We start from the raw sequence: 25,498 nt of genomic DNA on the forward strand, positions 1-25,498 counted from the left end.
TGCGGCATGGAGATCAAGGATTTGCGGGGTCCGGGCGGGCGCGAGATCGCGGCATACGGGAGCAGGGGTCTGACCGCCGAAGCGCTTGTGCGGTCGGAGGGTGTCGCGCTGACGGTTCTGCGGGTTGTGGCCGGTGGGGAGATCGGGCGGCATCCGACCGATGTCGATCAGTTTCTGCTGGTGGTTTTCGGACGGGGGAGTGTGCAGTCCGGTGACGGGCCGTGGGAGCCGGTCGAGGCCGGGCAGTTGGTGATCTGGCGGGCCGGTGAGGTGCACACGACGCGGGCCGACGAGAACCTGACCGCGTACGTTTTGGAGGCGCCCGACATTGGCGTCATCTGAAACGGTGACACGGAACGGACCGGTCGATCGGAGGTTTCGCGGCGGGTCGGTGGTCGCTCAGAATGGGTGTTCAGTGAGCCCGTTTGCCGCGAGGTGGCCCGGATGTTCAGTTACCACCGTCCGGAAACAGCGTGACGTCGCCGGACCCGCGGCCGCCGGTGCGATGGCCTCATCGATTGGGGCCGATCGAGCGGACGGGAACCGAGATTGCCGGCGTGTCCGTGCTGCTCGGGGCCGCTCTTTTTCTGGCGGTGGCCGGCATTGCCGGCGGTGGCTGGAACGCGTTTCTGGTCTTTCCGGCGTTCGGCATTCCCGATGTTTTGTTCGCCTGGTTCCGGTGGCGTCGTTTTCGCCTTCCCGCGCGGTGGGCCAACGATCTCCGGGCGACGATTCTGCTGACCGGGCTGACGATCTATCTGGCGGTGTCGGCGGTCCTGAAGCTGCCCCGGCCGATCCCGTTCGCAGCGGCCGGCGTCGCGGTGGTGCTCGACGGGGTCGCCGCCACGATCTGGATCATCCGGGTGATCCGGGACCGGCCGCGATAAAGGACGTCAGACGAGTGGGCCGGAGCCGGCCGCGATCGAGGGCGTCAGGCGGCGGGCGTAGCGGCCGGCACCTTGCGGCGGGCCGGGGCGATCGCGGTCGAGCTGCGGACCACCAGTTCGGGACGGAACAGGTATTCCGAGTGCGGGGCGCCGTGGCCGTTGATCTCGTCGACCAGGGAGTTGACCGCGGCCACCGCCATCGCCGTGACCGGCTGGCGGAGCGTGGTCAGCGGCGGGTCGGTGAAGGCGATCAGCGGCGAGTCGTCGAAGCCGATCACCGAGACGTCGGCCGGCACCCGCAGCCCACGTCGCCGGGCCGCCCGGGTCGCGCCCAGGGCCATCAGGTCGGAGCCGCAGACGATGCCGGTCACGCCCTTGGCCAGCAGCCGGTCGGCCGCCACCTCGCCGCCCTCCACGCCGAACAGGGTCAGTGAGACGAAGTCGGGGTCGCTGATGCCCAGTTCGCGTTTCATCGCTATGCGGTAGCCGTCGAGCTTGCGCTGCGTCGAGATGAACCGGTTGGGTCCGGAGATCATGCCGATGCGCTGGTGGCCGAGCGCCACCAGGTGGGAGACGGCCAGGTCGCCGGCCTGCCGGTCGTCGCAGGACACGAACGGCGCCTCGATGCCCTCGGCGAAGCCGTTGACCAGCACGATCGGCAGCGGACGGTCGAGCAGGCGCTGGTAGCGGGCGTGGTCGGCGGTGGTGTCGGCGGACAGCCCGGAGACGAAGACGATGCCGCTGACCTGCCGGTCGAGCAGCATCTCGACGTACTCGTCTTCGGTGACACCGCCCGGCGACTGACTGCACAGCACCGGCGTGTAGCCCTGCTGGGCCAGCGTCGACTCGATGACCTGGCAGAACGCCGGGAAGATCGGGTTGTCGAGCTCGGGCACGACCAGGCCGACCAGGCCGGCGCTGCGCTTGCGGAGCCGCTCGGGCCGCTCGTAGCCGAGCACGTCGAGGGCGGTCAGCACCGCCTGCCGGGTCTCGGCGGAGACGCCGGGGCGGTCATTGATGACACGCGACACCGTCGCCTCACTGACCTGGGCCTGCTTGGCGATGTCGGCCATCCGCGCGCGCATGGGCCAACTCTAGTGCGGCCCGAGCCTGTCTCACGCCGCGGCGGCGCCGTCAACGGCTGAGCGAGGCCTGAGTGAGGACGGCCGCCGGCACCGGCCGGCCCAGGTAGTAGCCCTGGGCGTAGCGGCAGCCCATCGCTTCGAGGGCGGCGAGCTGGTCCTCCTCCTCGATGCCTTCGGCCACCACCTTCAGGCCGAGGGTGTGCCCGAGCTGGACGACCGCGCTGACCAGTTCCTGCTGCCGCGGGCTGGTCGCCAGGCCGACGATGAACGACCGGTCGACCTTGAGCACGTCGACCGGGATGTCACGCAGGTAGCCGAGCGACGAGTACCCGGTGCCGAAGTCGTCGATCGCGATCTGCACGCCCAGCTCGCGCAGTTCGTCCAGCCGCTGGGCGGTCACCGCGATGTCGCGCATCAGCATCGTCTCGGTCAGCTCGAGCACCAGGCAGCGCGGTGACAGGCCGGAGCCGGCCAGGGCGTACGCCACCCGGTCGGTCAGGTCGGGCACGTCCAGGTTGGCCGCCGACAGGTTGACGCTGACCCAGGCCGGGGCGGTGCCCGGGGACGCGTCCTGCCAGTCGCGTACGGCCTGGCACGCCTCCCGCAGCACCCAGCGGTCGATCTCGGTGATCAGGCCGGTCTCCTCGGCCAGCGGGATGAAGGCGCCCGGCTGCTGAAGTCCGCGTTCCGGGTCCTCCCACCGAACCAGGGCCTCGACCCCGGCCAGCCGGCGGGTCGGAATCTCGACCACCGGCTGCAGGTGCAGGCGCAGTTCGCCCCGGTGCACCGCCTCGCGCAGCCGGTTCTCCTGGTCGAGCCGGTCCAGCAGCTGCTCGTGCATGCGGCTCTCGAAGACCTGGTGGCGGGCTTTGCCGCCGGCCTTGGCGGCGTACATGGCGACGTCGGCGTTGCGGACCACCTCGTCGGCGTCGGCGTAGCGGGCGGCGTCCGGAACCACGCCGACGCTGGCCGAGACCGTCGCTTCCCGTTCGTGCAGCCGGAACGGCTTGGACAGGGCGGCCAGCAGGTCGTCGACCACGGATTGCAGGGACGAGGTGCCCTCGATCAGCACCGCGAACTCGTCGCCGCCCAGCCGCGCGACCGTGTCGTGGGGGCGCAGTACGGCCTGCAGGCGTTCCGCGGTGGTGCGCAGCAGCTGGTCGCCCGCGTTGTGCCCGAGGCTGTCGTTGACCTTCTTGAAGCCGTCCAGGTCGAGGTAGAGCACGCCGACCGGCTCGCCGGACTCGCGGGCCCGGGTCATCGCGTGCTCGAGCCGGTCGAGGAACAGCTTGCGGTTGGGCAGACCGGTCAGTGCGTCGTGCAGGGCCTGGTGGCGCAGGTCGTGTTCGAGGGCGCGCTGCCGGGTCACGTCCCGCAGGACGATCACGGCGCCGATCAGCCGGTCACCCGCCTGGATGGTGCTGACCGTGTAGGCGACGCGTACCGAAGTGCCGTCCGCCCGATCGAGGGTGACCTCGCGTTCCAGGCCGTCGGCGGTCAGGTCCCCGGCGGAGGGGAGCAAAGCTCCCGCGTAGCGGGTCAGCAGGCCCTCGACGCCCAGGCCGGTGATCCGCCCGGCCGCCTCGTTGGCGAAGGTGAACCGGCCCGCCGCGTCGACCCCGCAGATGCCTTCGCCCGCGTTGGCGAGGATCCGGTCGGTGTACTCCCGGGCGAGGATCTCGCGTGCCGACTGCTCGAGCCGGAACGCCATGTCGTTGAACGCGGTGCCCAACTGGCCGATCTCGTCGCGTCCACCGGTGACCACCCGCTGCGAGAAGTCGCCGTCGCGGACCACCTCGACCGCCCGGGTCAGCCGGCGGATGCGGCGGCTGATGGACTCGGCGACCACCGCGCCGAGCACGAGTACGGCGAGGATGCAGATCGCGCCGATGATCGTGATCTGGCGCTCGGCCCGGTCGGTCATGGCGACCATCTGGTCGTAGGTCGGGGTGTACTCGTAGATCACCGCGCCGAGCGTCACGTCGCTCGAGTCGATCAGCGGGACCACGACCTCGCGGATGCCCACGGGGCCCGAGTCGTTGCTGTGCTCGATGAACTCGCGGGGCTTCTGGTCGAGGATCGTCAGCCGTACCTCGCCGCCGTCCCAGGCGTAGGTCGTGCCGTCGTCGCCCGGTTCGGCGTCGGCCAGCACCATCCTGCTGGTGTCGAGCACGACGATGTCCCGGTCCTGCAGCTTGTGCATCCGCTGGACGTACGCCCGGAGCGCGGTGGGGTCGTCGTAGAGCGGCACGCTGGTGCCCGCTTCGCCGGACGGCACCAGGCCGTACGCGACGTCCTTGGCCAGTCCGGCCGCGACCTGCTCGGCGGTGATGACCGCGGCCCGGCGCGCCGACTGGTCGTCGGCGCGCAGCAGGACGAGGCCGGTGACGACCATCATCGCGGCGATGGCGAGCACGCCACCGAGCAGCTTGAGCCGGACGCTCATCGATTCCTTCCCGATCTCTCCCCGATCTCCTCTATCGGCGGGGACGGGCTCGGGTTGAGAAAGGCGCGGCTCAGGACACCGAAGCGGTCTCCCGGGGGAGCGGAGCCGGTCGTGCGGAGCGCTTGCTGACGCCGGCCGCGACCGCGATCACCACGGCGGCCCCGCAGACCACGGCGACCACGACAGTGTTCACGTTGAACAGCTTCAGCGCGCTCGCCAGCAGCACGATCACCAGGGCCGACCGGATCAGACCGGCCGGGGCCCGCGAGGAGATGCGCGAGCCGATCAGCACGCCCGGCACCGAGCCGACCAGCACCGCCGCGGCCAGGTCGAGTTTGAGGTCGCCGAACAGCGCGTGGCCGAACGCGGCCGAGAACACCAGTGGGATCGCCTGCACGAGGTCGGTGCCGACCAGGTCGTTGGCCCGCAGTTTGGGGTATAGCGCGAGCAGCACCACGATGATCAGCGAACCCGAGCCGACCGAGGTCAGGCCCACGATCAGGCCCCCGGCCGCGCCGACCAGGAGCGTCGGCACCGGGCGTACGACGATCGGTTCGACCGGTCCGTCGCCGCCCTTGCGGCGGCTGATCCATGACTTCAGCACCAGGCCGGAGGCGGCCAGCACCAGTGCGACCCCGAGCGCGATCTGGATCGTGTGCTGCACGCTCGAATCGTTGCCGAGCAGGCGCAGCAGCAGGACGCCGCAGAAGGCGCTCGGCACGCTGCCGACGCATAGCCAGCGAACCAGCCGCCAGTTGACCGTGCCGCGCCGGGCGTGCACGAAACCGCCGAACGGCTTCATCACCGCGCTGGCCGCCAGGTCACTGGAGACCGCGGCCACCGGCGGAACGCCGAAGACCAGCACCAGGATCGGAGTCATCAGTGCGCCGCCACCCATGCCGGTGAGACCGACGACGATGCCGACGCCGAGACCGGCGAGCGCCAGGGTGAAGTTCATGTCGCCGAGTTTCGGCGACCAAGCCCTACCTTGTCTACTAAATCAGTTGAGATTGTCGAGATTCCCGGCCACTGAGACGGCCGGCTTTTCCAGCAGCAGAGCGACGTCCTCCGGCGGCATCGGCCGGGCGAAGTGGAAGCCCTGCGCGAACCGGTAACCCACGGCATGCAGACGTTCGGCCTGCTCAGCCGTCTCGACCCCCTCGGCCACCGCCTCGATCGCCAAGCCGTCGGTGATCCCGATCAGCCCGTCGACGATCACGGCCTGCGGGCTCGACACGGTCACCCCGTCGACGAACGACTTGTCCACCTTGAGGACGTGTACCGGCGTGTCGACCAGCAGGCTCAGCGAGGACTGCCCGGTGCCGAAGTCGTCCAGCGCCACCCGCATGCCGATCTGGTGCAGCTCGTGGACCGCGTCCAGGGCTTCGCCCGTGCCGAGCACGGCGGTCTCGGTCACCTCGGCCACCAGCCGGTACGGGGTGAGACCGGTCTCCTTCAGCAGCGCGGCGACCCGGCCGGCGAACCCGGGCTCGCCCAGCTGGCGGGCCGAGATGTTGACGCTGACCTTCTCCGGGGCGAGCGGGCCGTACTCCCGCTCCCACTCGGCGGCCTGGCGCACGACCTGCTCGAGGATCCACCAGCCGAGTTCGATGATCGAGCCGTTGCGCTCGGCCAGCGGGATGAAGACCGCCGGGGAGACCAGCCCGTGCTCGCGGTGCCGCCAGCGGACGAGTGCCTCGACCCCGGCCAGCCGGCCGTGCGGCAGCTCGACGATCGGCTGGTAGAGCACGAACAGCTCGTCGCGGATCAGGGCCTGCCGCAGGTCGTGCCCGAGCTTGGCGTCCGCGTCGGCCAGCTTGTCCATCATCGGGTCGAACCACGTCGAGCGGCCGCCGCCGCCCTGTTTGGCCGAGTACATCGCCACGTCGGCCCGGCGCAGCAGTTCCTCCGGCGTGTCGCCGTCCTTCGCCGTGGTCACGCCGGCGCTGATCCGCACCACCATGTCCTGGCCGTGCAGCAGCACCGGCTCCTGCACCGCGCCGACCAGGTCGCGCAGCAGCGCGGCGGTCTGGTCGGCGGTGCGCCCCGGCAGCAGCAGCGTGAACTCGTCGCCGCCCAGCCGGGCGACCGTGTCGGTCGGCTCCAGCCGCTGGTGCAGGCGGCGGGAGACCACCTTGAGCAACGCGTCGCCGGTGCCGTGCCCGAGCCGGTCGTTGATCACCTTGAAGTCGTCGAGATCGAGCAGCGCGACCTGGAACGGCCCGCCCGCGGCCAGCTGGGCGGTGACCCGCTCGTTGAACAGGGCCCGGTTGGGGATCTCGGTGAGCGTGTCGTGCGAGACCTGGTGGGCGAGCTGGGCCTGGTAGTCGCGCAGCTGCCGCAGGTTGGCGTCGACCGTACGCAGCAGTCGCCCGTTGTCGCGCAGCACGGCGAGCTGGCGCACCATCACCAGCAGGGTCATCGCCACCGCACAGACGGCGATGGTCAGCACCTCGCCGCCACCCGGCACCGCGACCGCGATCAACAGGGCGCTCATCCCGGCCGCGGCCAGATAGGGCAGCACGCTGGCCTGGCGCGCCGGCGCCGGGACACTCCCGCCGTCCTGCGGTGCGCGCAGCTGCCGGTTGGCCGCGATCTGGGTGATCGCCGCGGCGAGCGTGGCCGCTACGAAGGTGCTCGACAGATAGGGCCGGTCGGCGATGAAGACCGAGACTGTGCCGGTGACCGCCGAGGCGGCCACGCCGGCGGACAGGATGTGCAGGGCCCGGCGGTCAATCTCGCCCGCCCCGGCGAAGGCGACCTTGACGAAGGTCAGCATCGAGATCGAGGCGACCAGCGTGATCGCCACCGTGGGCAGCGCCGAGCCGGTCTGCGAGGTCCACAGATCGATCTTGCGAAGCGAGTAGTGCCACATGAACGCGCTGTTGGCGAGCAGCAGGATGCCGGCGTCGAGCGCGAACCGGAACCAGTCGCGGCGCGTGCGCTGCCAGGTCGGCAGCCGCAGCAGCGCCCAGATCGCCACGCCGAGGATCGCCATGTAGACGGCGAGCGTGCGGGTGCTGATCCACTGCGTCGGCTCGCCGTCGTGGAACGCGTCGATCATGTTGCTGACGATCGCGACGGCCAGAGCGGCACACGCCAGGCCCATCTGGCCCCAGAACCGCCTCGTGCCCCGGGCCAGGTCACCGCGGCGGGTCACCCGCCGGCAGGCGTACGCCGCGAGCGCCGCCCCGAACGGCATCGGGATCCATCCGACGATCGGGTGCTCCCACCGGTGCACCAGCCCGATCGCAAACCAGCCGAGGTCGAACAGGCACAGGATCAGCCCGGCGACCGTGGTCGCCTCGGGACGGTTGCGCCACGTCGTACCCCCGGGGTGACCGGGTCGGAGTTCTGCCACGGTGGTTTCATCGGTGCAAATGTTGCTCGGGCAAGGATTACGACCGGTGTGGTTCGGGTGCCGGCCGGTTACCCGCCGGTGCTTCCCGCCCCGCATGATCACGATCGATGGTCACCAGCACGATCGCGGCCGTCACGACGAACAGCACCGCGGTGATCCCGGCAACGAGGTGCAGGCCGCCGGCTCCCGAGTCGCCGGCCAGGGCACCGTACGCCGCGATGCCGACCGCCCCGCCCGCCTGCCGGGCGGTGTTGTTGGCCGCCGAGGCGAGGCCGGCCCGGTCGGCGGGGGCCGCGCGAACGGCCGCCGCGACCACCGCCGGGGTGAGCACGCCGAGGCCGATGCCCCAGAGCAGCAGGCCTGGCGTCATCACGACGGTCCCGGCGAAGACCAGCCAGGCCGCCCCGCCCGCCGCCACGACCAGGCCGGCCACCATGGGCCGGCGCGGGCCGTACCGCGCGGTCACCCGCCCGGCGAACGGCGCGAGCACGCTGAGCGGCAGGAAAAGGGGCAGGAGGGCGAGCCCGGCGGACAGCGCCGACCGGCCCTGCACCCGCTGAAGAAACAGCGTGACCACGAAGAGCAGACCGAGCGTGCCCAGGTTCATCGCGCCGGCCACCGCGTTGGCCACCAGGAAGCCGCGCTCCCGCAGAAGAGCCACCGGCAGCATCGGCTCGATCGCAGGCGGCCGGGGCCCCGGCGAGTTTGCGGCCGGCCGGGGCGCCGTCGCGGCCGCGGGCGGCTGGGACGTCGGCGGATTTGCGGGTGGCCGGGGCACCGGCCCGAACACGGGCGGGCGGGGCGACGGGCCGGGCGGCGGGCCGGCGAGGCGTCGCTCTGAGATCACCAGGAGGACTGCGGCGGCGAGGGCGACGCCGATGGCGATCGGGTTGCCGCGCGAAATGAATGCGTAGACGACCGCGGCCAGGGTGACCGCGGCCAGGCCCATCCCGGCCACGTCCGGGCGCCGGCTCGTCCGCTCGCGGCTCTCTGCGATCACCCGCGCCGTGACCAGGCCCCCGACCAGCACGATCGGGACGTTGATCCAGAACACCCAGCGCCAGCCCGGGCCGTCGACCAGTGCGCCGCCGAGCACCGGACCGGCCGGCAGGGCGACGCTGCCGACGCCGGCCCACAGGCCGATCGCCCGGGCCTGGTCGCGGCGGTCCGGCACCGTCCGGGTGATGATCGCCAGCGTGCCCGGTAGCAGCAGCGCCGCGCCGACCCCGGAGAGCGCCCGGAAACCGACCAGCACGCCCGCGGTCGGCGCCAGCGCGCACCCGGCCGAACCGGCGCCGAACAGCGCCAGCCCGGCGAGCACGATGCGCTTGTGGCCGTAGAGGTCGCCCAGCGTGCCCGCGGTCAGCATCAGCGCGGCCAGGGCCACCGCGTAGGCGTCGACGGTCCACTGCAGGGCGCCGACGCCGGCCCGCAGGTCGCTGCCGATGCCCGGCAACGCCACGTTGACGATGCTGACATCGAGCAGGACCAGGAAATAGCCGACACACATCACGGTGACGGCCAGCCGTCGGGAGCCCATCGGCCACTGCCTACCCCGGGAGTACGCCGCCGAACCACCGCCGCAGCGCCGACTCGAGGTCGCCGTCGCCCTCGACCCAGGCCACGATGCCGTCCGGGCGTACGAGCATGGCCGGCCCTTCGGTCTTCGCCACGCGGAGACGGTCGTCCTCGACGTGGAAGTCGCCGAGCAGCACGCCCCGGCCGTCGTGCAGCAACTCGGCCAGCCGCCGCCCGTCGGCCAGCACGAGCTCGGGCGCGCTGCGGCCCACCAGATCGTGGTCGCTGCCGAGGTCGTATCGCTGACACAGCCCGGAGATGCTGGTGCCCAGATACATCGTGCCGTCGCGGGTCGCGGCCAGGTCGGCCACCACCGAACGGATCGCCCGGTGGTACGGCCCCGGATGCATGATCTCGACCTGGGCCCGGCTCCAGTCGAGCACCCACGCGCCGATCGGGTGCCGCTCGCTGGTGTGCCGGCATCGTTCGGCCCTGTGCCTTGAGAAATTCGAGGATCCTGGCCTGCTGCGCCCTCTGCGCCTGCTCGACGCGTGGCACCAGGCCGCGCCGATCGAGCGCCTCGGCGGTCGGCACGTTGATCGAGCCGGCCTTGATCGTGAGGAGCGTCTCCGAGATCGCCTCGGCGGCGGGCGTCTCCCGGATGACCGTCTTCAACTACTTCGCCCGCAAAGAGGACATGTTCCTCGACCGCCTGCCCGAACTGACCGGCCGGATCGTCGCCGACGTCCGCGGCTCTCCCGCCCCGCTGACCGCCCTGCGCGACGTGTTTCTCGGGGTGCTCGACGAGCGGCACCCGCTGGCCGGCTTCGCCGACCGGATGGCGAGCTTCTGGCAGGTCGTCATCGACTCGCCGGCGCTGCGGGCCCGGGTCCGCGAGTTTCTCGAAGAGCTCGAAGGTCTGGTGGCGGGGCTGCTCGAGGAGGGCGGCCAGCCGCAGCCCCGGCTGACGGCGGCGCTGGCCCTGGCCGGCTGCCGAGTGTGCTATCTCGACGCCGCGGCCCGCATCATGGCCGGCGAGCCGGCCGAGTCGTTCTTCGCCGCGCACCGGGCCCGGGTCGCCCGAGCCTTCGAGCAGGCGGCCCTCGCGGCGGAGGCCATCGACCTCGGACACCCGGCGGTGTGACCGAAGCGGCTGTCCATCCGGTCCTATCAGCAGAAGACCGAACTGATAGGAAGGAAAGCGGACGTGGACGCGAACCTACGCAAGCACTTTGACCAGGCGGTCAGTCATGACCCCGGCGCCGATCCCGGCGAGATGGCGCACGCCGCCATCGCCCTGGGGGGCCGGGTGCGCCGCCGGCGCAGGCAGACGACCGCGGCCGGCGTCACGGCCGGCGTGGTCGCCCTGGCGCTGGGAGTGGTGGCCGGCGTCAACTTCGAGTCCCGGTCGCCGAATCCGCCGGTGACTGTCACTTTGTCGATGATGTTGGCGGCGGCCCCGTCCTGCTCGGCCGAGCCGGTGGACAGCGACGCCACCGACGTGGTCATCGTCCTGGACGACGACCGGCAGCGGCCGGCGCTGGAGGCGGCGCTGGATGATGACGCGCGGGTGGGCACCGTGCATTTCGAGAGCCGGGAGCAGGCTTACCAGCGGTTCCGCCAGCGCTGGGCGAACTCGCCGCACTCCGTCGCGTCGGCCGGCCCCAAGGCCCTGTCGGAGTCGTTCCGCCTGCGCCTGGTGGACGCCTCGCAGTACGCGGCCTTCCGCGCGCAGTACGCGGCGATGACCGGCGTCGCCCGCATCGACGGCCGCAAATGCGCGACGAGTGCCCCGGTCGGAGGGGTCCAGTGACCGACACCGTGACGTCGTCCCGGCCCGCCGGCAGCACCGGTTCTCCAGGCATGACCGGCTGGGGCGCCGGCCGCCGCCGGGCCAGAGCGGTCCGGGACGAGCAGTTCACGGCGTTCGTGGAGTCCACCGCCACCCGGCTGCGCCGCAGCGCCTACCTGATGTGCCGGGACTGGCATCTGGCCCAGGACCTGACCCAGCACACCTTCACCAAGATGTACGCGGTCTGGGACCGGATCCACAACGGCACCAACCTCGAGAGCTACAGCCGGCGGGTGCTGATGAACCTCGTCTTCGACCAGCAGCGGCGGCGCAGCGGCTCCGAGGTCGTGCTGGCCGAGTTGCCTGACCGGCCGGACGACGCCGCGGCCGGCACGCCGGAGCTGCGCCTCGCCCTGGTCGACGCGCTGGCCCGGCTGAGCGTCGAGGACCGAGCCGTCCTGGTGCTGCGCCACGCCGAGGACCACAGCGTCGACACCGTGGCCACGATCCTCGGCGTCTCCGTCTCGGTGGTCAAGATGCGCAACGCCCGCGCGCTGCCCCGCCTGCGCTCCCTGCTCGGCGAGGACTTCCTGGACCGCGGCCGGCGTCCAGGGGGAGTCAGCGAGGGGTGATCACGACGACCGGGAACTTCCGGTCGGTCTTGGTCTCGTAGTCGGCGGCGTCGGGCCAGTACGCGCGCCAGATGCCGTACAGCCGGTCCCAGTCGTCGTCGCGGCCCGGGCGGACCACGCGGTAGCCGGCCGTCCGCGTCTCCGCGCCCAGCTCGATGGTCACGGTGCCGTCGAGGGCCTCCAGGTTGGCCACCCACTCCGGGTCGGCGGGCGCGCCGCCGGCGCTGCCGCAGACGATGTACGAGTCGCCGTCCGGCGCCGCGACGAGCGGGTTGATGAACTCCTTGCCGGACTTGCGGCCCGGGGTGTGCAGCAGGAGGGTTTCCTTGCCCTCCCAGTGACCGCCGAGTACGCCGGCGTTGGCCCGGAAGTTCTCGATCACCGTGTCATTGAACGAAGCCATGCCGAGAAGATTAGTTGACGACGGGAATTTCCATCGGAAATGTGACCTGCGTCGCTCGGACGAGATCAGAGTGAAAAAACGGCGAATATCCGGCTGCCGGGCGGGCGGACATCAGCGGGAGCTGATACAGAGGACCGCATGAAGCGTCCGCTCGTGCTCGGGGCCGTGCTGGCCCTGTCTGTCCCGCTGCCGGCCACCCCGGCCGTTGCCCACGAAAACCGCACCTGCGCGCCCGACGCCACCGCGGTCTCGTACAGCGACGGCCTCGACAAGCTGGTCCGCGACGGGGCGACCGTCGGTGGCCTGTCGAACGTCGCCTGGGACAAGCGCTCCGGCGCCTGGGTGTCCTCGGTCGACAACCACGGCTCCGACCCGTCCCGCCTCTGGTTCTGGCGCGACCCGGCCGACCCGGCGATCGTCCGCGACCCGCTGGTGCTCGAGAAGGCCGACGGCACGCCGTACGACGGCACCACCGCCGACAACGAGGGCCTGGCCGTGCTGCCGAACGGCGACTTCCTGGTCAGCTCCGAGACCGAGCCCTCGATCCGGATCTTCGGGCGGGACGGCGTACAGAAGTCCTCGCTGCCGGTGCCGGCCCGGTTCGCCGTCGCCCCGGCCGGCGAGGCCACCTCGAACGCCACATTGGAGGGTCTGACCATCACGCCCGCCGGCAACCGCGTCGTCGCGGCGATGGAGGGTGCGCTCGCCGGCGACACCGACGCCACCCTGCACCGGTTCCTCGTCTACGACCTGGGCCGGCGTGGCTGGAAGCTGACCGCGCAGTGGGCCTACCGGGCCGACGCCGGGCAGCGCATCCCCGAGGTCGTCGCCTACGACAACGACTCGCTGCTGGTCATGGAGGCGTCGTTCAGCACCGACACCGGCAACGCGGTCAAGCTCTACGCGGTGCCTACGACCAGCCGGGCCGCCGACGTCAGCGCGGTGACCGACCTGGCCACCGCGCCGAGCCGGGCGATCCTGCGCAAGAAGCTGATCGCCGACCTGGTCAAGTGCCCCACCCTGGGCGCGCCGTCCCGCGAGACGCAGACCAACCCGCTGCTCGACAACTACGAGGGCATGGCGGTCACTCCGACGCCGGCGGGCGACGTCATCACGATCGTCAGCGACGACAACTTCAGCGCGACCCAGTTCACCCGGGTGCTGACCCTGCGGTCCTGGTTGCCGAACGTGTGGTGACCAGCCGGTGAACCTTCTCGCGGATATCCGGCGCGGACCCGGCGACGTTTTATCCTTCCCGCTGTCTCGATGCACGTGCGCCATGAGGAGCCGAGGAAAATGCGGCAAGCCGGACGTCTAGCCGTGGCGGCGGTCCTCACGGTCGCCGCCACGGCCGCCTGCAGTTCGCCGGCGTCACCTCCGCCCAGGGAGCCCGGCGTCCAGGTCGCGCGCGGCCGGTGCGGCGTGGGCTGGGACCGGCCACAGGGCGGCGAGCAGACCATCGACGTGAACAACACCGACTCGGTGACGATGGAGGTCGAGCTGGTCGACCCGGCATCCCACGGCATCTACGCCGAGATCGAGTCGCTGGCGCCCGGCACGACCCGCGCGTTTCATCTGGTGCTCGGCAACGGCACCTACGCTTTCACCTGCCTGCCCGACGGCGCCGACCTGGAGACCGGGCCGAGCGTGACGATCAGCAACGGTCCGGCGAAGGGTGCCGCCGCGGTCGCCCCGGTCTCGGAGACCGACCTGGCGCCCGCGGTCAAGATCTACCGTTCGCACGTGGCGGCCGGACTCGCCTCTCTGGCCGCGAGCGTCGGCTCACTGCGTACGGAATTGGGGTCGGGAAACCGTGAGCGGTCCCGCCCGGCGTGGCTGACCGCCCAGCTGGCCTACAACCGCCTGGGCGCGGCCTACGACACCTTCGGTGACTCGGCCGACGCCATCGACGGCCTGCCGGCCGGCCGGCCGGGCGGGGTGCACGACAAGGGCTGGACCGGCCTGCGCCGCATCGAGTACGGCCTGTGGCACAACGAGCCGATGCCCGGGCTCGCTGCTCTGGCCGGCCGTTTGTCGAGTGATGTGGCGAGCCTGCGCAGCGGCTTCGACAAGGAGCGCACCGACCCCAACGACCTGCCGCTGCGGTCGCACGAGATTCTCGAGAACACCTTGCAGTTCGAGCTCAGCGGTTCCGCGGATCAGGGCGCGCACGCCGAGCTGGCAGTGATGTCGGCCAATCTCGACGGCACTAAGATGGTGCTCGATGCGATCGCGCCCGAACTGCAGCCGCGCTACCCGGCCTGGGCGGCCGTGCAGAGTGAGCTGGCCGAGCTGAAGAGGCTGGTCGACGCCCACCACCGGGGCGGCGTGTGGGCGCCGCTGGAATCGTTGTCGGCGCACGACCGTGCGGAACTGGACGGCAAGCTCGGCCGTCTGCTGGAAGATCTCGCCCCGATCGCCGCGATCGGCGAGGTACGGAGGACGCAGTGAGCACCGACCGTCGTGGTTTTCTCCGGGGAATCGGAGCCGGCGCAGCGGGCGTGGCGATCGGGGGCACCGGCGGTGCCGCCCTGGCCGGCGCCCGGGGCGACCGGTCGGCCGACGCCGCACCGGCCGGCACCTCGGCGGTCGCCTTCCACGGCGTCCACCAGGCCGGCATCGTCAACCCGGCGCAGGCGCACGCCACTCACGTCGCGTTCGACGTGCTGGCCTCCGGCCGCGCCGAGCTCACCGACCTGTTCCGCACGATCACCGACCGGGCCCGCTTCCTGACCGCCGGAGGCACCCCGCCGGAGATCGGCATCGCCGGGCCGCCCGCCGACTCGGGCGTGGTGGGCCCGACGGTCCCGGCCGACAACCTGACCGTGACCGTCGGTGTCGGCGCGTCCCTGTTCGACAAGCGCTTCGGTCTGGCCGCGCACAGGCCGGCCGCACTGACCCCGATGCCGATGTTCCCGGACGACCACCTCGACCCGGCGCGTGCACACGGCGACCTCTCGCTGCAGCTCTGCGCCGACCACCGCGACACCGTGGTGCACGCGCTGCGCGACATCGCCCGGCACACCCGCGGCGGCATGCAGATCCGCTGGCGGGCCGACGGGTTCGTGAATCCGCCGCGGCCCGAGGGCACGCCCCGCAACCTGATGGGTTTCAAGGACGGCACGTCCAACCTGGAGATCACCCAACCGGCTCAGATGGACCGTTTCGTGTGGCTGCCGGCGGCGGCCGGGCAGCCGTGGACGGCCGGCGGCTCCTACCAGGTGGTCCGCATCATCCGGATGCTGGTCGAGTTCTGGGACCGGGTCAGCATGGTGGAACAGGAGCGCATGTTCGGCCGCCGCCGCGACACCGGGGCACCGCTGGACGGCAACCACGAGAAGGACATCCCCAACTTCGCCGCCGACCCGGTCGGCGAGGCGATTCCACTCACCGCCCACATGCGGCGGGCCAACCCGCGTACGCCCGAGAGCGAGCCGAGCCGCATCCTGCGCCGCCCGTACAACTACGACAAGGGCATCGACGAGGTCGGCAACCTCGACCAGGGCCTAGTCTTCGTCTGCTTCCAGCAGGACCCGGACAAGCAGTTCGCCGAGATCCAGCGCCGCCTGGAAGGTGAGCCTCTGGTCGACTACATCCAGCCGGTCGGCGGCGGATACTTCCTGGTCCTGCCCGGTGTCCGAGATGCGAATGATTACCTGGGTTCCGCCATGCTGAGCCTGCCCTAAGTCACGATTGATTCATACAAACTTATGCCTCCGGTCGCGTCGGGGGCGGTGATCGTCGGTGGCCGCAGACGAGAGTCCTTGTCGCAGAGATCCACAGTGACAGGGAGGCGAGCATGGGTTTCCGACCCATCTCCTGGAATCGCACGACGAAGATCGGGGCGGTAGCGGCCGCCGTGGTCCTCGCGGCCACCGCGACCACACCAGCGTTCGCGGGCCAGCCGGCCCCGCAGCTGCTGAAGGTCAAGAAGGCGCCGCAGGCCCGCAGCCCGATCCAGCACGTCGTGGTCCTTTTCGACGAGAACATCTCGTTCGACCACTACTTCGGCACCTACCCGAAGGCCGCCAACACGGACGGCACCACGTTCAAGGCAGCCAAGGGCACCCCGTCGGTCAACGGCCTCTCCAAGCAGCTGCTGACCAAGAATCCCAACACCTACAACCCCGGCCGGTTGACCCACGAGCAGGCGCTGACCTGCGACCAGGACCACGGCTACCTGCACGAGCAGCAGGCGTACGACAACGGCAAGATCGACCAGTTCGTCCAGAAGACCGGCCACGACACCTGCACCGGCGCGCCGGTGATCTTCGGTGAGCCGGGCCTGGTCATGGACTACTACGACGGCAACACCGTCACCGGCCTCTGGAACTACGCCCAGAACTACTCGTTGAACGACAACTCGTTCGACACCAACTACGGGCCGTCGACCCCGGGCGCGCTCAACCTGATCTCGGGCCAGACGCACGGTGTCTACGCCGTCGACTCGAAGACCGGCAAGAAGGTGACCGACGCGTACACCGTCGCCTCGCCGGACGCCAAGGGTGTCGGCACGGTCATCAACGACCCCGATCCGGCGTTCGACGACTGCTCCGACAACAACCACACCAGCACCAACGCGCTGGGTGCGATGACCGGCAAGAACATCGGTGACAAGCTCAACGCGGCCGGCGTCAGCTGGGGCTGGTTCCAGGGCGGGTTCAAGCCGACCGGCACGGCCAACGGCTACTCGGTCTGCGGCGCGACGCACACGAACGTGGGTGGCAATTCGGTGGTGGACTACAGCCCCCACCACAACCCGTTCTCGTACTACAAGTCGACGAGCAACCCGAAGCACCTGGCGCCGTCCTCGGTCAAGGCGATCGGCCACACCGACCAGGCCAACCACCAGTACGACCTGACCGACTTCGACGCCGCGCTGAAGGCGGGCAACCTGCCGGCCGTCAGCTACCTCAAGGCGGGCGAGTTCCAGGACGGTCACGCGGGCTACTCCGACCCGCTGGACGAGCAGGCCTTCCTCGTGAAGGAGATCAACCAGCTGGAGAAGTCCAAGTTCTGGTCGTCGACCGCGGTCGTCGTCGCCTACGACGACTCGGACGGCTGGTACGACCACGTGATGCCGAAGGTGGTCAACGGCTCGCACGACGCGGCCAACGACGCCGCTGCCTGCGAGACCAGGTCGGCCAACGGCGGCTACGCCGACCGTTGCGGCTATGGCCCGCGCACCCCGCTGCTGGTCATCAGCCCGTGGTCGAAGGTCAACCACGTCGACCACACCCTGACCGACCAGACCTCGATTCTGAAGTTCGTCGAGGACAACTGGGGTCTGGGCCGCATCGGCGACTACTCGTTCGACAGCCGGGCGGGTTCGCTGAACGGCATGCTCAACTTCGGTGGCAAGCCGCACACGAAGCCGGTCGTGCTCAACCCGACGACGGGCGCGATCAAGAAGTAATGCCAGTTCGAAGGCGGCGCCGCCCTTCGGGGCGGCGCCGTTTCGGTTTGCGTCGCCTCCGTCACATGCGTTTGAGGTACGTGGTGGGCCGCGCTAGTGTACGAAACAGTTTCGTTTCGCATCGGTCTCCGGTAGGTTCTCTCGGGAGGGGGTAGGCATGGTCACTCGACGACTCGATGAGGAGCGCGAAAGCGCGATCCTCCGGGCGACCTATGACCTGCTCGCCGAGTGCGGCTACCAGGGGCTCCGCGTCGATGCGGTGGCCGCCCGGGCACAAGCCAGCAAGGCCACCCTCTACCGGCACTGGCCCACGAAGGCCGGCCTGGTCATCGACGCGGTGAAGTTCTGCAAGGCCGCGCCGGAGGACCTCCCGGACACCGGGAGTCTCCGCGGCGACCTAGTGGCCTGGTTCACCGAGATGGCCACGCTGATGAACGGTGATCAGGGGCCGTTGCTGGCCGGTCTGTTCGCCGCCCTGCAGTCGGAGCCGGAGCTCGCCGCCGAGCTGCGATCGATGCGGGATTCGAAGGCGGTCTACGCCGAGGTGATCTGCTCCCGGGCCCTCGCACGGGGCGAGCTGCGTCCCGGCTACAACCCCGACCTGGTCGACGAGATCGTGCCCGCCCAGATGTTCATGCGCGCCTTCGCCCTGGGTGAGCCGCTGGACGCCGAATTCGTCGACCACCTGGTCGACGACATCATCCTGCCGCTGCTCCAAGCCTAGCTTTTCTCACTGCTTGCCCCGGGCTCCAGCCCGAGGGCTCCTGTTCGCACGCCCATTGGGGGGACGTCCGTGTCCATCACCACCTCTGACACTCGTGTCGCGCCGGATATATCGCCTGATTCAGGAAATCGCCGTTGGCTGGCGCTCACCGTCATCGCGGTGGCCCAGTTGCTGATCGTGCTGGACGCGACGATCACCACGATCGCCCTGCCGACCGCACAGAAGGCCCTGCACATCTCGGACGCCAACCGGCAGTGGGTCATCACCACGTACGCCCTGGCCTTCGGCGGGTTGCTGCTGCTCGGCGGCCGGATCGCCGACTACACCGGGCGCAAACGGGCGTTCATCATCGGCCTGCTCGGCTTCGCCGCCGCCTCGGCGCTCGGCGGCGCGGCGGTCAACGAGGGCATGCTGTTCGCCGCCCGGGCCCTGCAGGGCGCGTTCGGCGCACTCATGGCACCGGCCGCGTTGTCGCTGCTCACGGTCACCTTCACCGACGCCAAGGAACGAGCCCGGGCGTTCGGCGTCTACGGCGCCATCGCCGGCGGCGGCGGTGCGGTCGGCCTCCTGATGGGAGGCCTGCTCACCGAGTACGCCTCATGGCGCTGGACCCTGCTCGTCAGCGCCCCGATCGCGATCCTCGCCGCGCTGGCCGCGTACCGCTTCGTCGGCGAGAGCCGGGCCGAGGGCAACACCCGCTACGACCTGCCGGGCGCGTTCACCTCGACCCTCGGACTGGTCGCCCTCGTCTTCGGCTTCACCAAGGCGAGCAGCGACGGCTGGGGCGCCGCGGCCACCGTCGAATCCCTGGTCGCCGCCGGCCTCCTGCTGATCGGCTTCGTCATCATCGAGCTGCGCTCCTCGCACCCGCTGCTGCCGATGCGGGTCATCCTCGACCGCAACCGGGGCGGCTCCTACCTTTCGGCCCTGCTGCTCGGCGTCGGCCTGTTCGGCGTCTTCCTGTTCCTGACGTTCTACCTGCAGATCACCCTGGGCTACTCGGCGCTCCAAACCGGCGTGGCGTTCCTGCCCTTCACCCTCGGCATCATCCTCGGCGCCGGCCTGTCGGCCCAACTGCTGACCCGGGTCGGCCCGCGGATCCTGATGGCCGGCGGCCTGCTGCTGGCCGCGGTGGGCATGGTGATGCTCACCCGGATCGGCGTGGACACCGGCTTCTGGAGCCACGTCTTCCCGGCCGAACTCGTCATCAGCTTCGGCATCGGCGTCACCTTCGGCCCGATGTCGAACACCGCCCTGGTCGGCGTGGCCGACCACGACGCCGGCGTGGCCAGCGCCCTGATCAACACCAGCCAGCAGATCGGCGGCTCGCTCGGCACGGCCCTGCTGAACACCATCTTCACCTCGGCGGTCGCCGGCTACCTGACCGCGCACCAGCACGACATCACCAGTCCGTCCCAGCTGCCCGGCCTCCAGGCGGTGGCGACCGTGCACAGTTACACGGTCGCGTTCTGGGTCAGCGCCGCCCTGATCGGCGTGGCGTCCCTGATCGCGTTCCTGCTGGTCCGCGCCAGCCGCGCGGAGGTGGCCGACTCCGCTGCCTCCCCGGCCGCGATGTAAGCGATCCCCCTATTGGCGGCGCCCTCGCTCCCCCGAGGGCGCCGCCGCTCGTACATGCCGCTTCAAGCCCCCTGCGGGGGTTCGGACTCCAGGACCGGGGCGTGGTGCGGATCGGCGACACGGTCCGCCGTCCGGCCGGTCATTGGCGGGCGTCGGTGCACGATCTGCTGCGGCATTTGCTGAGCACCGGCCTGAAGATCGTGTCGGAACCGCTCGGAATCGACGAGTCGGGCCGGGAAAAATTGCGGTACCTTCCCGGACGCGACCAAGGGTGGCCGTTCCTACCCGAAATCCTGACCACGGAAGGCGCGTCCGAACTGGGCCGGTTGGCCACAAGGTTGCGCGAGGCGATGGCCACCTACCCGTGCCCGGCGGACGCCCGCTGGCACTCGCGCGCCGGCCCCCCGCCCCGGGCGAGTCGATGCAGCACGGCGACCTGGGCCCGTGGAACCTGTTGTGGGGCCCGACGTCGGCGGTCACCGGCGTCATCGACTAGGACCTGGCCGAGCCGGGCGACCCGTTTTACGACACAGGGTTCCTGGCCTGGTACACCATGCCGTTCATGGACGATGCGCGGGCGCAGGCTCGCGGCTTCCCCGCACCGCCCGACCGCGCGGCCCGGCTGGCCGCGTTCGCGTCCGGCGCCGGGCTCGATGCTTCGCGGGTGCTGCAACTGGGCTTCAGGGCTCAGCGCGAGTTCGCAAGGCGGGTCGTCACCCGAGACCTCGAGCCGTGGCCGACACTGCATTCGATGGCGAGCCATCAGGCCGCACTGTCCGACCTGGAGTGGACGCGGACGTCGCTTGCGCCACACAGCGGCCCATCTCGCCGTGGCGGGTGACCGGGCCGGCTCTCCGCCGGTGCCCTGTAGCGGCTGAAGCCGCCAGCGCCCCCACGCCCGCGTCGGACACCAGCCCCTCACTTGGCTGCACATCCACGCCCTGGGCAGCGAGGTCCGCTACCGCCCGCTTGGCCTTTAGTGGGATGTGTTGCAGCGCCCGACGCGGGCGATACGACGCAACGTTTGGTTGATCGCGGCCCAGCGGATCAGTTTCTCGGGGACTTTCGGAGTCGCGAGCCCGCAGGCGGTGGGCGGTCAACCCATCGTTGGGGGTGGCTTGCGCGCGCGGGCAGCCCAGTCGAGCACGTACCGGATCGACGTAAGCCTGAAACGCTGATAAGCCCCCAGCAAGGACAGCGACGCCGACCAGCAGGCCGGGGTCGTCGGTGACGATGAGTCGCTTATTTCTTACCCGCGTCGTAGCCGCGCGTGTTGCGGCTGACGGTGTCGGCTGCCTTGACCGACGGCGAGCCGAGGGTCCGGCCGACGGCTCCGAGTCACGGCCCTCGGCCGAGAGGATCTGCTCACGCGGTCCGTCGCGGGCCCGTTCGGTGACACCGCGTTGCCTCCACCGCTGGAAGTACTCCCGAACATTACCGTGGACAAGCCGTCCGACACCCGTCAAGAACAATGATTCAGGCGGGCATCTAGATTGGCATGATCGACATTTTGGCGTGGCGTAGATTGCTGCGAGATAATTTACGCATGGGGCAGCTTCAATTGTTTTCGCGGGGGCAATTGGCGACGATGCGCGACCGCACCCGCGCGCGAAACTATTCTGCCGAGGGTGTGGAGTTTCGTCGCGATCACGAGCGGCATCGCGAGTGGGGGTTGACCCAACGCTACGGCGAGAAGCGGCGCCGCCTGCGGTTTGCTGCCTCGGCTCAGCAAGCCTCGGACCAGTCGCCGATCATTGTGGAGGCGTGCGCGGCGCCGGCTGCCCCGGAGGTCGAGGTCCGAGCCGATTCGAAACCGCGAGTTGCCCCTCCGGCCCGCCCGCTTGTAAGCGCCATCGGTCGGGCAGGGCCTAAAATAGAGTTGCCGCGGGTGAGGTCAACCATTGTTCGGCCTTCGCGGGTGCGGGAAGCTGTTACTGTTCCCAAGGGTCTGATCCGAGTTTCTGGCCCGCTTCGGGAACGGTCGATTCGGATGGTATTTTCGCCCGAGTGCGCCGTCGTGATGGCCATCTTCAAGTCGAGGGTCGCCGCGGCCGTGGCCCGGACTGCGCGGCATGGCGGGAGGAGGATCGCGTCAACCGACCGCGCGATGAAGCCTTCCTCATCCGGTCATTGCGCCCCGCAGAGGGATGTCACCGGTGATGAGGATATGGCCGCCACGGATGGGCACGCGGGACGGTCGCCGCCGATGCGCTGAGCTGCTCGATATCCGGGCCGGGTGCGTCGCGTCCAGTCGGCGTCGGTGGGGGATGCGGCGCGAGCTGTGGGATCCGTCGACGGCGTCCGATTGCTGGGTGCGTCGCTTCAGCCGGCGCCAACCTGGCCTGGGGCGCGGTGGACATGTTCGCTTGGCGTCCGTGCGGCTCCCGCTCGGGCTGCTGCGTCGGAATGAACCTGGCCGGCGGCGGTGCCTTGGCTCGACAGCGTGGCGGTGCCGTGGCCCGACGGCGGGGCTCCGGTGGCCGGGTGGTGTCGCTCGACTGGTCGGTGGTGTGGGTGGCGGTCTGCTGGGCCTGGCTGTGGTGTGTCGAGGTTCCCCGGCCCGCCCGTGGTCTGGCGTTGTGCTCGGCCGCCGTTGGGCGGGTTGGTGACGCTCGGGCGGGCAGTGGGGTGGGTGTCGGCCTGCTCGGCCGATCGGTGGGGTAGGTGACGGGTTGCCCGGCCAGTGGTGTCGGGGTTCCCGGTTTCGCCCGTGGTCTGCCGTTGTGCTCGGCATCGCTGGGCGGGTCGGTGTCGCTTGGCCGGTCGGTGGGCTGGGTGGCAGCCTGTTCGGCCCGCTGGTGGGACTGGGTGTCAGTCCGGCCGGCCGGTGGGCTGGGTGGCAGTCTGCTCGGCCGGGCAATGGGCTCGGTGGTGGCCTGCTCAGCCCGCCGGTTTCTGGTGGGCGGATCGTGGTTGGGCCCATGCCGGCCAGATAGGTCGTGGGGCATCGCGGGTGGCGGGCTGCGGTGGGTCGGCGACTGGTTGGGGTGCGGGTGGTGACGCCGGCCGCATGCGGCGGTGCGGGAAACACTGCTGGCTTGCGCCGATGTGTTGACCGGCAGGGGGAGGGGCGTCACGCGGAGGTCGGTGCTGCGGGCGGTCATGGTGGACCGTGCGGTGCCGGCCGGGAAGCGGGGGACCGAAGCGGGGCCGCGCTGGGGTGTGGTGGCTTGTGGCCGGCCGTACGGGGCTGTGGTGGGCGCAGCCCGGCTGCGCCCACGTTGCGCCGGTGGGTCAGTGGCGGTCGTCGGTGATGGTGGGTTCGCCCCAGCGGGTGTCGAGCAAGGCCTGGTTGGAGGCGCCCGGGAAGAGGACGGTGTGGCGCAGGGCCTGCCGGCGGCTGCCGGGGGCCTCGTCGGGCTGCGGATCGGCGGTGGCCCGCTTTGCGAAGGTGCGTTCCAGGGCCGCGCCGAGGGCCTGTGGCAGGCGCTTGCTGAGTGCGCCGGTCAGGCCGCCGAATCGGTCCAGCGCCCAGGGTGATGCCATGGTGTCACCCCCTCGTCACTACTACGTAAAGTATTTGGATGACTTCACGCCGTAATCACACTGTCGCACACCTTGTGCGATGCGGCAAAGGCGTTAATCGGGGGCGGTACCCCGGTAGCTCGGGTAGGTTGCGGGGATTCAGATGTTCGTCGAAGGAGGAGAGATGCGCGCAGGTTTCGCGTTCCCGGTGTTCCTGACCACCTCTTTCGCGAAGGATCTGCGTGACCGTTCTCAACCTTGGCATCGTGGCGCACGTCGATGCCGGTAAGACCAGCCTGACCGAGCGCCTCCTCTACGCGGGTGGTGTCATCGACACCATCGGCAGTGTGGACGCCGGCAGCACCCAGACCGACTCGCTCGCCCTCGAACGGCGCCGCGGGATCACGATCAAGACGGCCGTCGCATCGTTCCCGGTCGGCGGCACCACCGTCAACCTGATCGACACGCCCGGGCACCCCGACTTCATCGCCGAGGTCGAGCGGGCGCTGCGCGTGCTCGACGGCGCGGTGCTGGTGGTCTCCGCAGTCGAGGGTGTGCAGGCGCAGACCCGCGTGCTGATGCGGACGCTGCGGCGGCTCGCGGTGCCGACGCTGATCTTCGTCAACAAGGTGGACCGCAGCGGTGCCCGCGAAGAGAGCCTGCTCCGCGACATCACCCGGCGGCTCACCGACCGGGCCGTCGCCGTGAGCACCGTCCGTGGTCTCGGCACCTCCGACGCCGCCGTGCAACCGCGCGCCGACGACGAGCTCGTCGCGAAGCTCGTCGAAATCGACGGCGGGGACGAACTGCTGGGTGCTTACGTGCGCGGTCAGATCGCGTACCGGGAAATGCGTGAGCTTCTCGCTCAGAGTTCCCGGGCCGGAAAGGCCTATCCGGTCTTCTTCGGCTCGGCGGTGACCGGTGCCGGCATCCCGGAGCTTCTGGACGGCCTCGCCGAACTGCTCCCGAGCGCCACCGGCGATTCCCGAAAGCCGCTCAGCGGCACAGTGTTCAAAGTGGAGCGTGACCGCGCCGGGGCGAAGGTCGCCTACGTGCGGCTGTTCGACGGCACGCTGCGGGTGCGCGACCACCTCGGCAAAGACGCCGTCGTGACGGCTCTCGAGACGGCGAGCGGGCCCTGCCGGGAGATCGGAGCCGGCGAGATCGGCCGGGTGCACGGTTTGAAGGCCGTGCGGATCGGTGACCCGATCGGGCGCCCCCACGAGCGCGGCAACATGCAGGTTTTCGCGCCGCCGACTCTCGAGACGGCGATTGTGCCCGCGCGGGAATCCGACCGCCCGGCTCTGCACGACGCGCTGACCCAGCTGGCCGAGCAGGATCCACTGATCAATCTGCGGTCCGACCTCACGGTTTCGCTCTACGGCGAGGTGCAGAAGGAGGTCATCGAGACGACGCTGGCCGAGGACTACCGGCTGACGGTCGGCTTCCGGCCGACCACGACCATCCACGTTGAACGGCCGATCAGCGTCGGTGTGGCGGGCGAGACGATGAAGAAGGACGGCAACCCGTACTTCGCCACGCTGGAGCTCCGGGTGGAGCCGGCCGACGGGTTCACGATGGAGCTTGACGTGCCGGCCGAGCAGCTGCCGATCTACCTGTTCCGCACGACCGAGCTGTTCCAGGCGGCACTCGAGGAGACCGCGCGGCGCACGCTCGAGCAAGGCCTGTACGGCTGGCAGGTGATCGACGTCAAGGTGACCGTGACCCGCTGCGGGTTCGGGGCGCCGCTGACCACGCCGGCCGACTACCGCAAGCTGCTGCCGCTGGTGCTGATGGCGGCCCTCAAGGACGCCGGCACCACGGTCTGCGAGCCGATCCAGCGGTTTGACCTCGACGGCCCGGCCGACACGCTCGGCCCGGTGCTCGGGCTGCTCGGGAAACTGGGCGCCGTGCCCGAGAAACAGGAGGCCGATCTGGATGCGTACGTCATAAGCGGCCTGGTCCCGGCCGCCCGCCTGAAAGATCTGGAACCGGCCCTGCCCGGCCTGACCCGGGGCGAGGGAGTGGTGGAGAGCACATTCGCCGGTTACCGGCAAGTCGCCGGGCCGCCGCCGACCCGCGCACGCTGGGACGATAACCCGCTGGACCGGGCGGAATATCTGTTGCGGGTCGAGCGGCGGGTGGCGGTCCGTCAAGTGTCCGACACCTCTGCGTAGAGGTCAGACATACG

At 70.4% G+C, this 25,498-nt stretch carries 22 protein-coding genes; 14 read left to right on the forward strand and 8 right to left on the reverse strand.

The window, feature by feature from the left end; genetic code table 11:
• Positions 1-6: 6 nt before the first annotated feature.
• Positions 7-342, forward strand: coding sequence for a cupin domain-containing protein (locus ACIA5C_RS25275; RefSeq protein ID WP_396058637.1), 336 nt, complete (start codon positions 7-9; stop codon positions 340-342).
• 176 nt (positions 343-518) lie between these two features.
• The gene (locus ACIA5C_RS25280; RefSeq protein ID WP_396058639.1) at positions 519-887 is read left to right on the forward strand and encodes a hypothetical protein; all 369 of its coding nucleotides are present in this window, start codon (positions 519-521) and stop codon (positions 885-887) included.
• 44 nt (positions 888-931) lie between these two features.
• Here ACIA5C_RS25280 and ACIA5C_RS25285 read toward each other — a convergent pair whose 3' ends face one another.
• The 6 genes from ACIA5C_RS25285 to ACIA5C_RS25310 form a co-directional block, all read right to left on the reverse strand.
• Positions 932-1,972, reverse strand: a complete 1,041-nt coding sequence (locus ACIA5C_RS25285; protein ID WP_396058641.1) for a LacI family DNA-binding transcriptional regulator — start codon at positions 1,970-1,972, stop codon at positions 932-934.
• A 49-nt stretch (positions 1,973-2,021) separates the two neighbouring features.
• Entirely contained in the window at positions 2,022-4,418 is a 2,397-nt protein-coding gene (locus ACIA5C_RS25290) for an EAL domain-containing protein (RefSeq protein ID WP_396058643.1), read from the reverse strand.
• A 70-nt stretch (positions 4,419-4,488) separates the two neighbouring features.
• A complete protein-coding gene (locus tag ACIA5C_RS25295) occupies positions 4,489-5,376 on the reverse strand; it encodes a sulfite exporter TauE/SafE family protein (protein WP_396058645.1) in 888 nt (295 codons plus the stop codon).
• Positions 5,377-5,418: 42 nt separating this feature from the next.
• Positions 5,419-7,779, reverse strand: coding sequence for a putative bifunctional diguanylate cyclase/phosphodiesterase (locus tag ACIA5C_RS25300; RefSeq protein ID WP_396058647.1), 2,361 nt, complete (start codon positions 7,777-7,779; stop codon positions 5,419-5,421).
• A gap of 37 nt (positions 7,780-7,816) precedes the next feature.
• A complete protein-coding gene (locus ACIA5C_RS25305; protein ID WP_396058649.1) occupies positions 7,817-9,319 on the reverse strand; it encodes an MFS transporter in 1,503 nt (500 codons plus the stop codon).
• Positions 9,320-9,329: 10 nt separating this feature from the next.
• Positions 9,330-9,740 carry a hypothetical protein gene (locus ACIA5C_RS25310; protein ID WP_396058651.1) on the reverse strand — a complete coding sequence of 137 codons (411 nt, stop codon included), beginning with the start codon at positions 9,738-9,740 and terminating at the stop codon, positions 9,330-9,332.
• 173 nt (positions 9,741-9,913) lie between these two features.
• Between ACIA5C_RS25310 and ACIA5C_RS25315 the strand changes: the two genes are divergently transcribed.
• From ACIA5C_RS25315 to ACIA5C_RS25325, 3 genes are all read left to right on the forward strand, one after another.
• Positions 9,914-10,441: a TetR/AcrR family transcriptional regulator gene (locus ACIA5C_RS25315; RefSeq protein WP_396058802.1), complete on the forward strand. Its 528-nt coding sequence runs from the start codon at positions 9,914-9,916 to the stop codon at positions 10,439-10,441.
• A gap of 63 nt (positions 10,442-10,504) precedes the next feature.
• Positions 10,505-11,110 (forward strand): permease-like cell division protein FtsX, encoded by a 606-nt coding sequence (locus ACIA5C_RS25320; RefSeq protein ID WP_396058653.1) that lies wholly within the window; start codon positions 10,505-10,507, stop codon positions 11,108-11,110.
• Positions 11,107-11,721 carry a SigE family RNA polymerase sigma factor gene (locus ACIA5C_RS25325; protein WP_396058655.1) on the forward strand — a complete coding sequence of 205 codons (615 nt, stop codon included), beginning with the start codon at positions 11,107-11,109 and terminating at the stop codon, positions 11,719-11,721. The genes ACIA5C_RS25320 and ACIA5C_RS25325 overlap by 4 nt, the downstream gene beginning before the upstream one ends.
• Here the strand turns inward: ACIA5C_RS25325 and ACIA5C_RS25330 are convergent.
• Positions 11,708-12,124 carry a nitroreductase/quinone reductase family protein gene (locus ACIA5C_RS25330; protein ID WP_396058658.1) on the reverse strand — a complete coding sequence of 139 codons (417 nt, stop codon included), beginning with the start codon at positions 12,122-12,124 and terminating at the stop codon, positions 11,708-11,710. The genes ACIA5C_RS25325 and ACIA5C_RS25330 overlap by 14 nt on opposite strands.
• 138 nt (positions 12,125-12,262) lie before the next feature.
• On the opposite strand from ACIA5C_RS25330, the gene ACIA5C_RS25335 reads away from it, so the two are divergent.
• The 8 genes from ACIA5C_RS25335 (at position 12,263) to ACIA5C_RS25370 (ending at position 20,683) form a co-directional block, all read left to right on the forward strand.
• A complete protein-coding gene (locus ACIA5C_RS25335; protein ID WP_396058660.1) occupies positions 12,263-13,321 on the forward strand; it encodes an esterase-like activity of phytase family protein in 1,059 nt (352 codons plus the stop codon).
• 99 nt (positions 13,322-13,420) lie between these two features.
• The gene (locus ACIA5C_RS25340) at positions 13,421-14,575 is read left to right on the forward strand and encodes an imelysin family protein (RefSeq protein ID WP_396058662.1); all 1,155 of its coding nucleotides are present in this window, start codon (positions 13,421-13,423) and stop codon (positions 14,573-14,575) included.
• Complete coding sequence (efeB, locus tag ACIA5C_RS25345) at positions 14,572-15,810, forward strand: iron uptake transporter deferrochelatase/peroxidase subunit (protein WP_396058664.1); 1,239 nt, start codon at positions 14,572-14,574, stop codon at positions 15,808-15,810. Before ACIA5C_RS25340 ends, efeB begins: the two co-directional genes overlap by 4 nt.
• 113 nt (positions 15,811-15,923) lie before the next feature.
• Positions 15,924-17,540 carry a phospholipase C gene (locus tag ACIA5C_RS25350; RefSeq protein ID WP_396058666.1) on the forward strand — a complete coding sequence of 539 codons (1,617 nt, stop codon included), beginning with the start codon at positions 15,924-15,926 and terminating at the stop codon, positions 17,538-17,540.
• Positions 17,541-17,697: 157 nt separating this feature from the next.
• Positions 17,698-18,264, forward strand: a complete 567-nt coding sequence (locus ACIA5C_RS25355; RefSeq protein WP_396058668.1) for a TetR/AcrR family transcriptional regulator — start codon at positions 17,698-17,700, stop codon at positions 18,262-18,264.
• 69 nt (positions 18,265-18,333) lie between these two features.
• Positions 18,334-19,842: an MFS transporter gene (locus ACIA5C_RS25360; RefSeq protein ID WP_396058670.1), complete on the forward strand. Its 1,509-nt coding sequence runs from the start codon at positions 18,334-18,336 to the stop codon at positions 19,840-19,842.
• A gap of 364 nt (positions 19,843-20,206) precedes the next feature.
• Entirely contained in the window at positions 20,207-20,338 is a 132-nt protein-coding gene (locus tag ACIA5C_RS25365; protein ID WP_396058672.1) for a hypothetical protein, read from the forward strand.
• A gap of 66 nt (positions 20,339-20,404) precedes the next feature.
• Entirely contained in the window at positions 20,405-20,683 is a 279-nt protein-coding gene (locus ACIA5C_RS25370) for a hypothetical protein (RefSeq protein ID WP_396058674.1), read from the forward strand.
• A 2,393-nt stretch (positions 20,684-23,076) separates the two neighbouring features.
• Here the strand turns inward: ACIA5C_RS25370 and ACIA5C_RS25375 are convergent.
• Positions 23,077-23,328, reverse strand: a complete 252-nt coding sequence (locus ACIA5C_RS25375; protein ID WP_396058676.1) for a hypothetical protein — start codon at positions 23,326-23,328, stop codon at positions 23,077-23,079.
• 221 nt (positions 23,329-23,549) lie between these two features.
• Between ACIA5C_RS25375 and ACIA5C_RS25380 the strand changes: the two genes are divergently transcribed.
• Positions 23,550-25,484, forward strand: a complete 1,935-nt coding sequence (locus tag ACIA5C_RS25380; RefSeq protein WP_396058678.1) for a GTP-binding protein — start codon at positions 23,550-23,552, stop codon at positions 25,482-25,484.
• Positions 25,485-25,498: the final 14 nt, after the last annotated feature.

The organism is Actinoplanes sp. NPDC051343 (assembly GCF_044455125.1).
Taxonomy (GTDB): domain Bacteria; phylum Actinomycetota; class Actinomycetes; order Mycobacteriales; family Micromonosporaceae; genus Actinoplanes.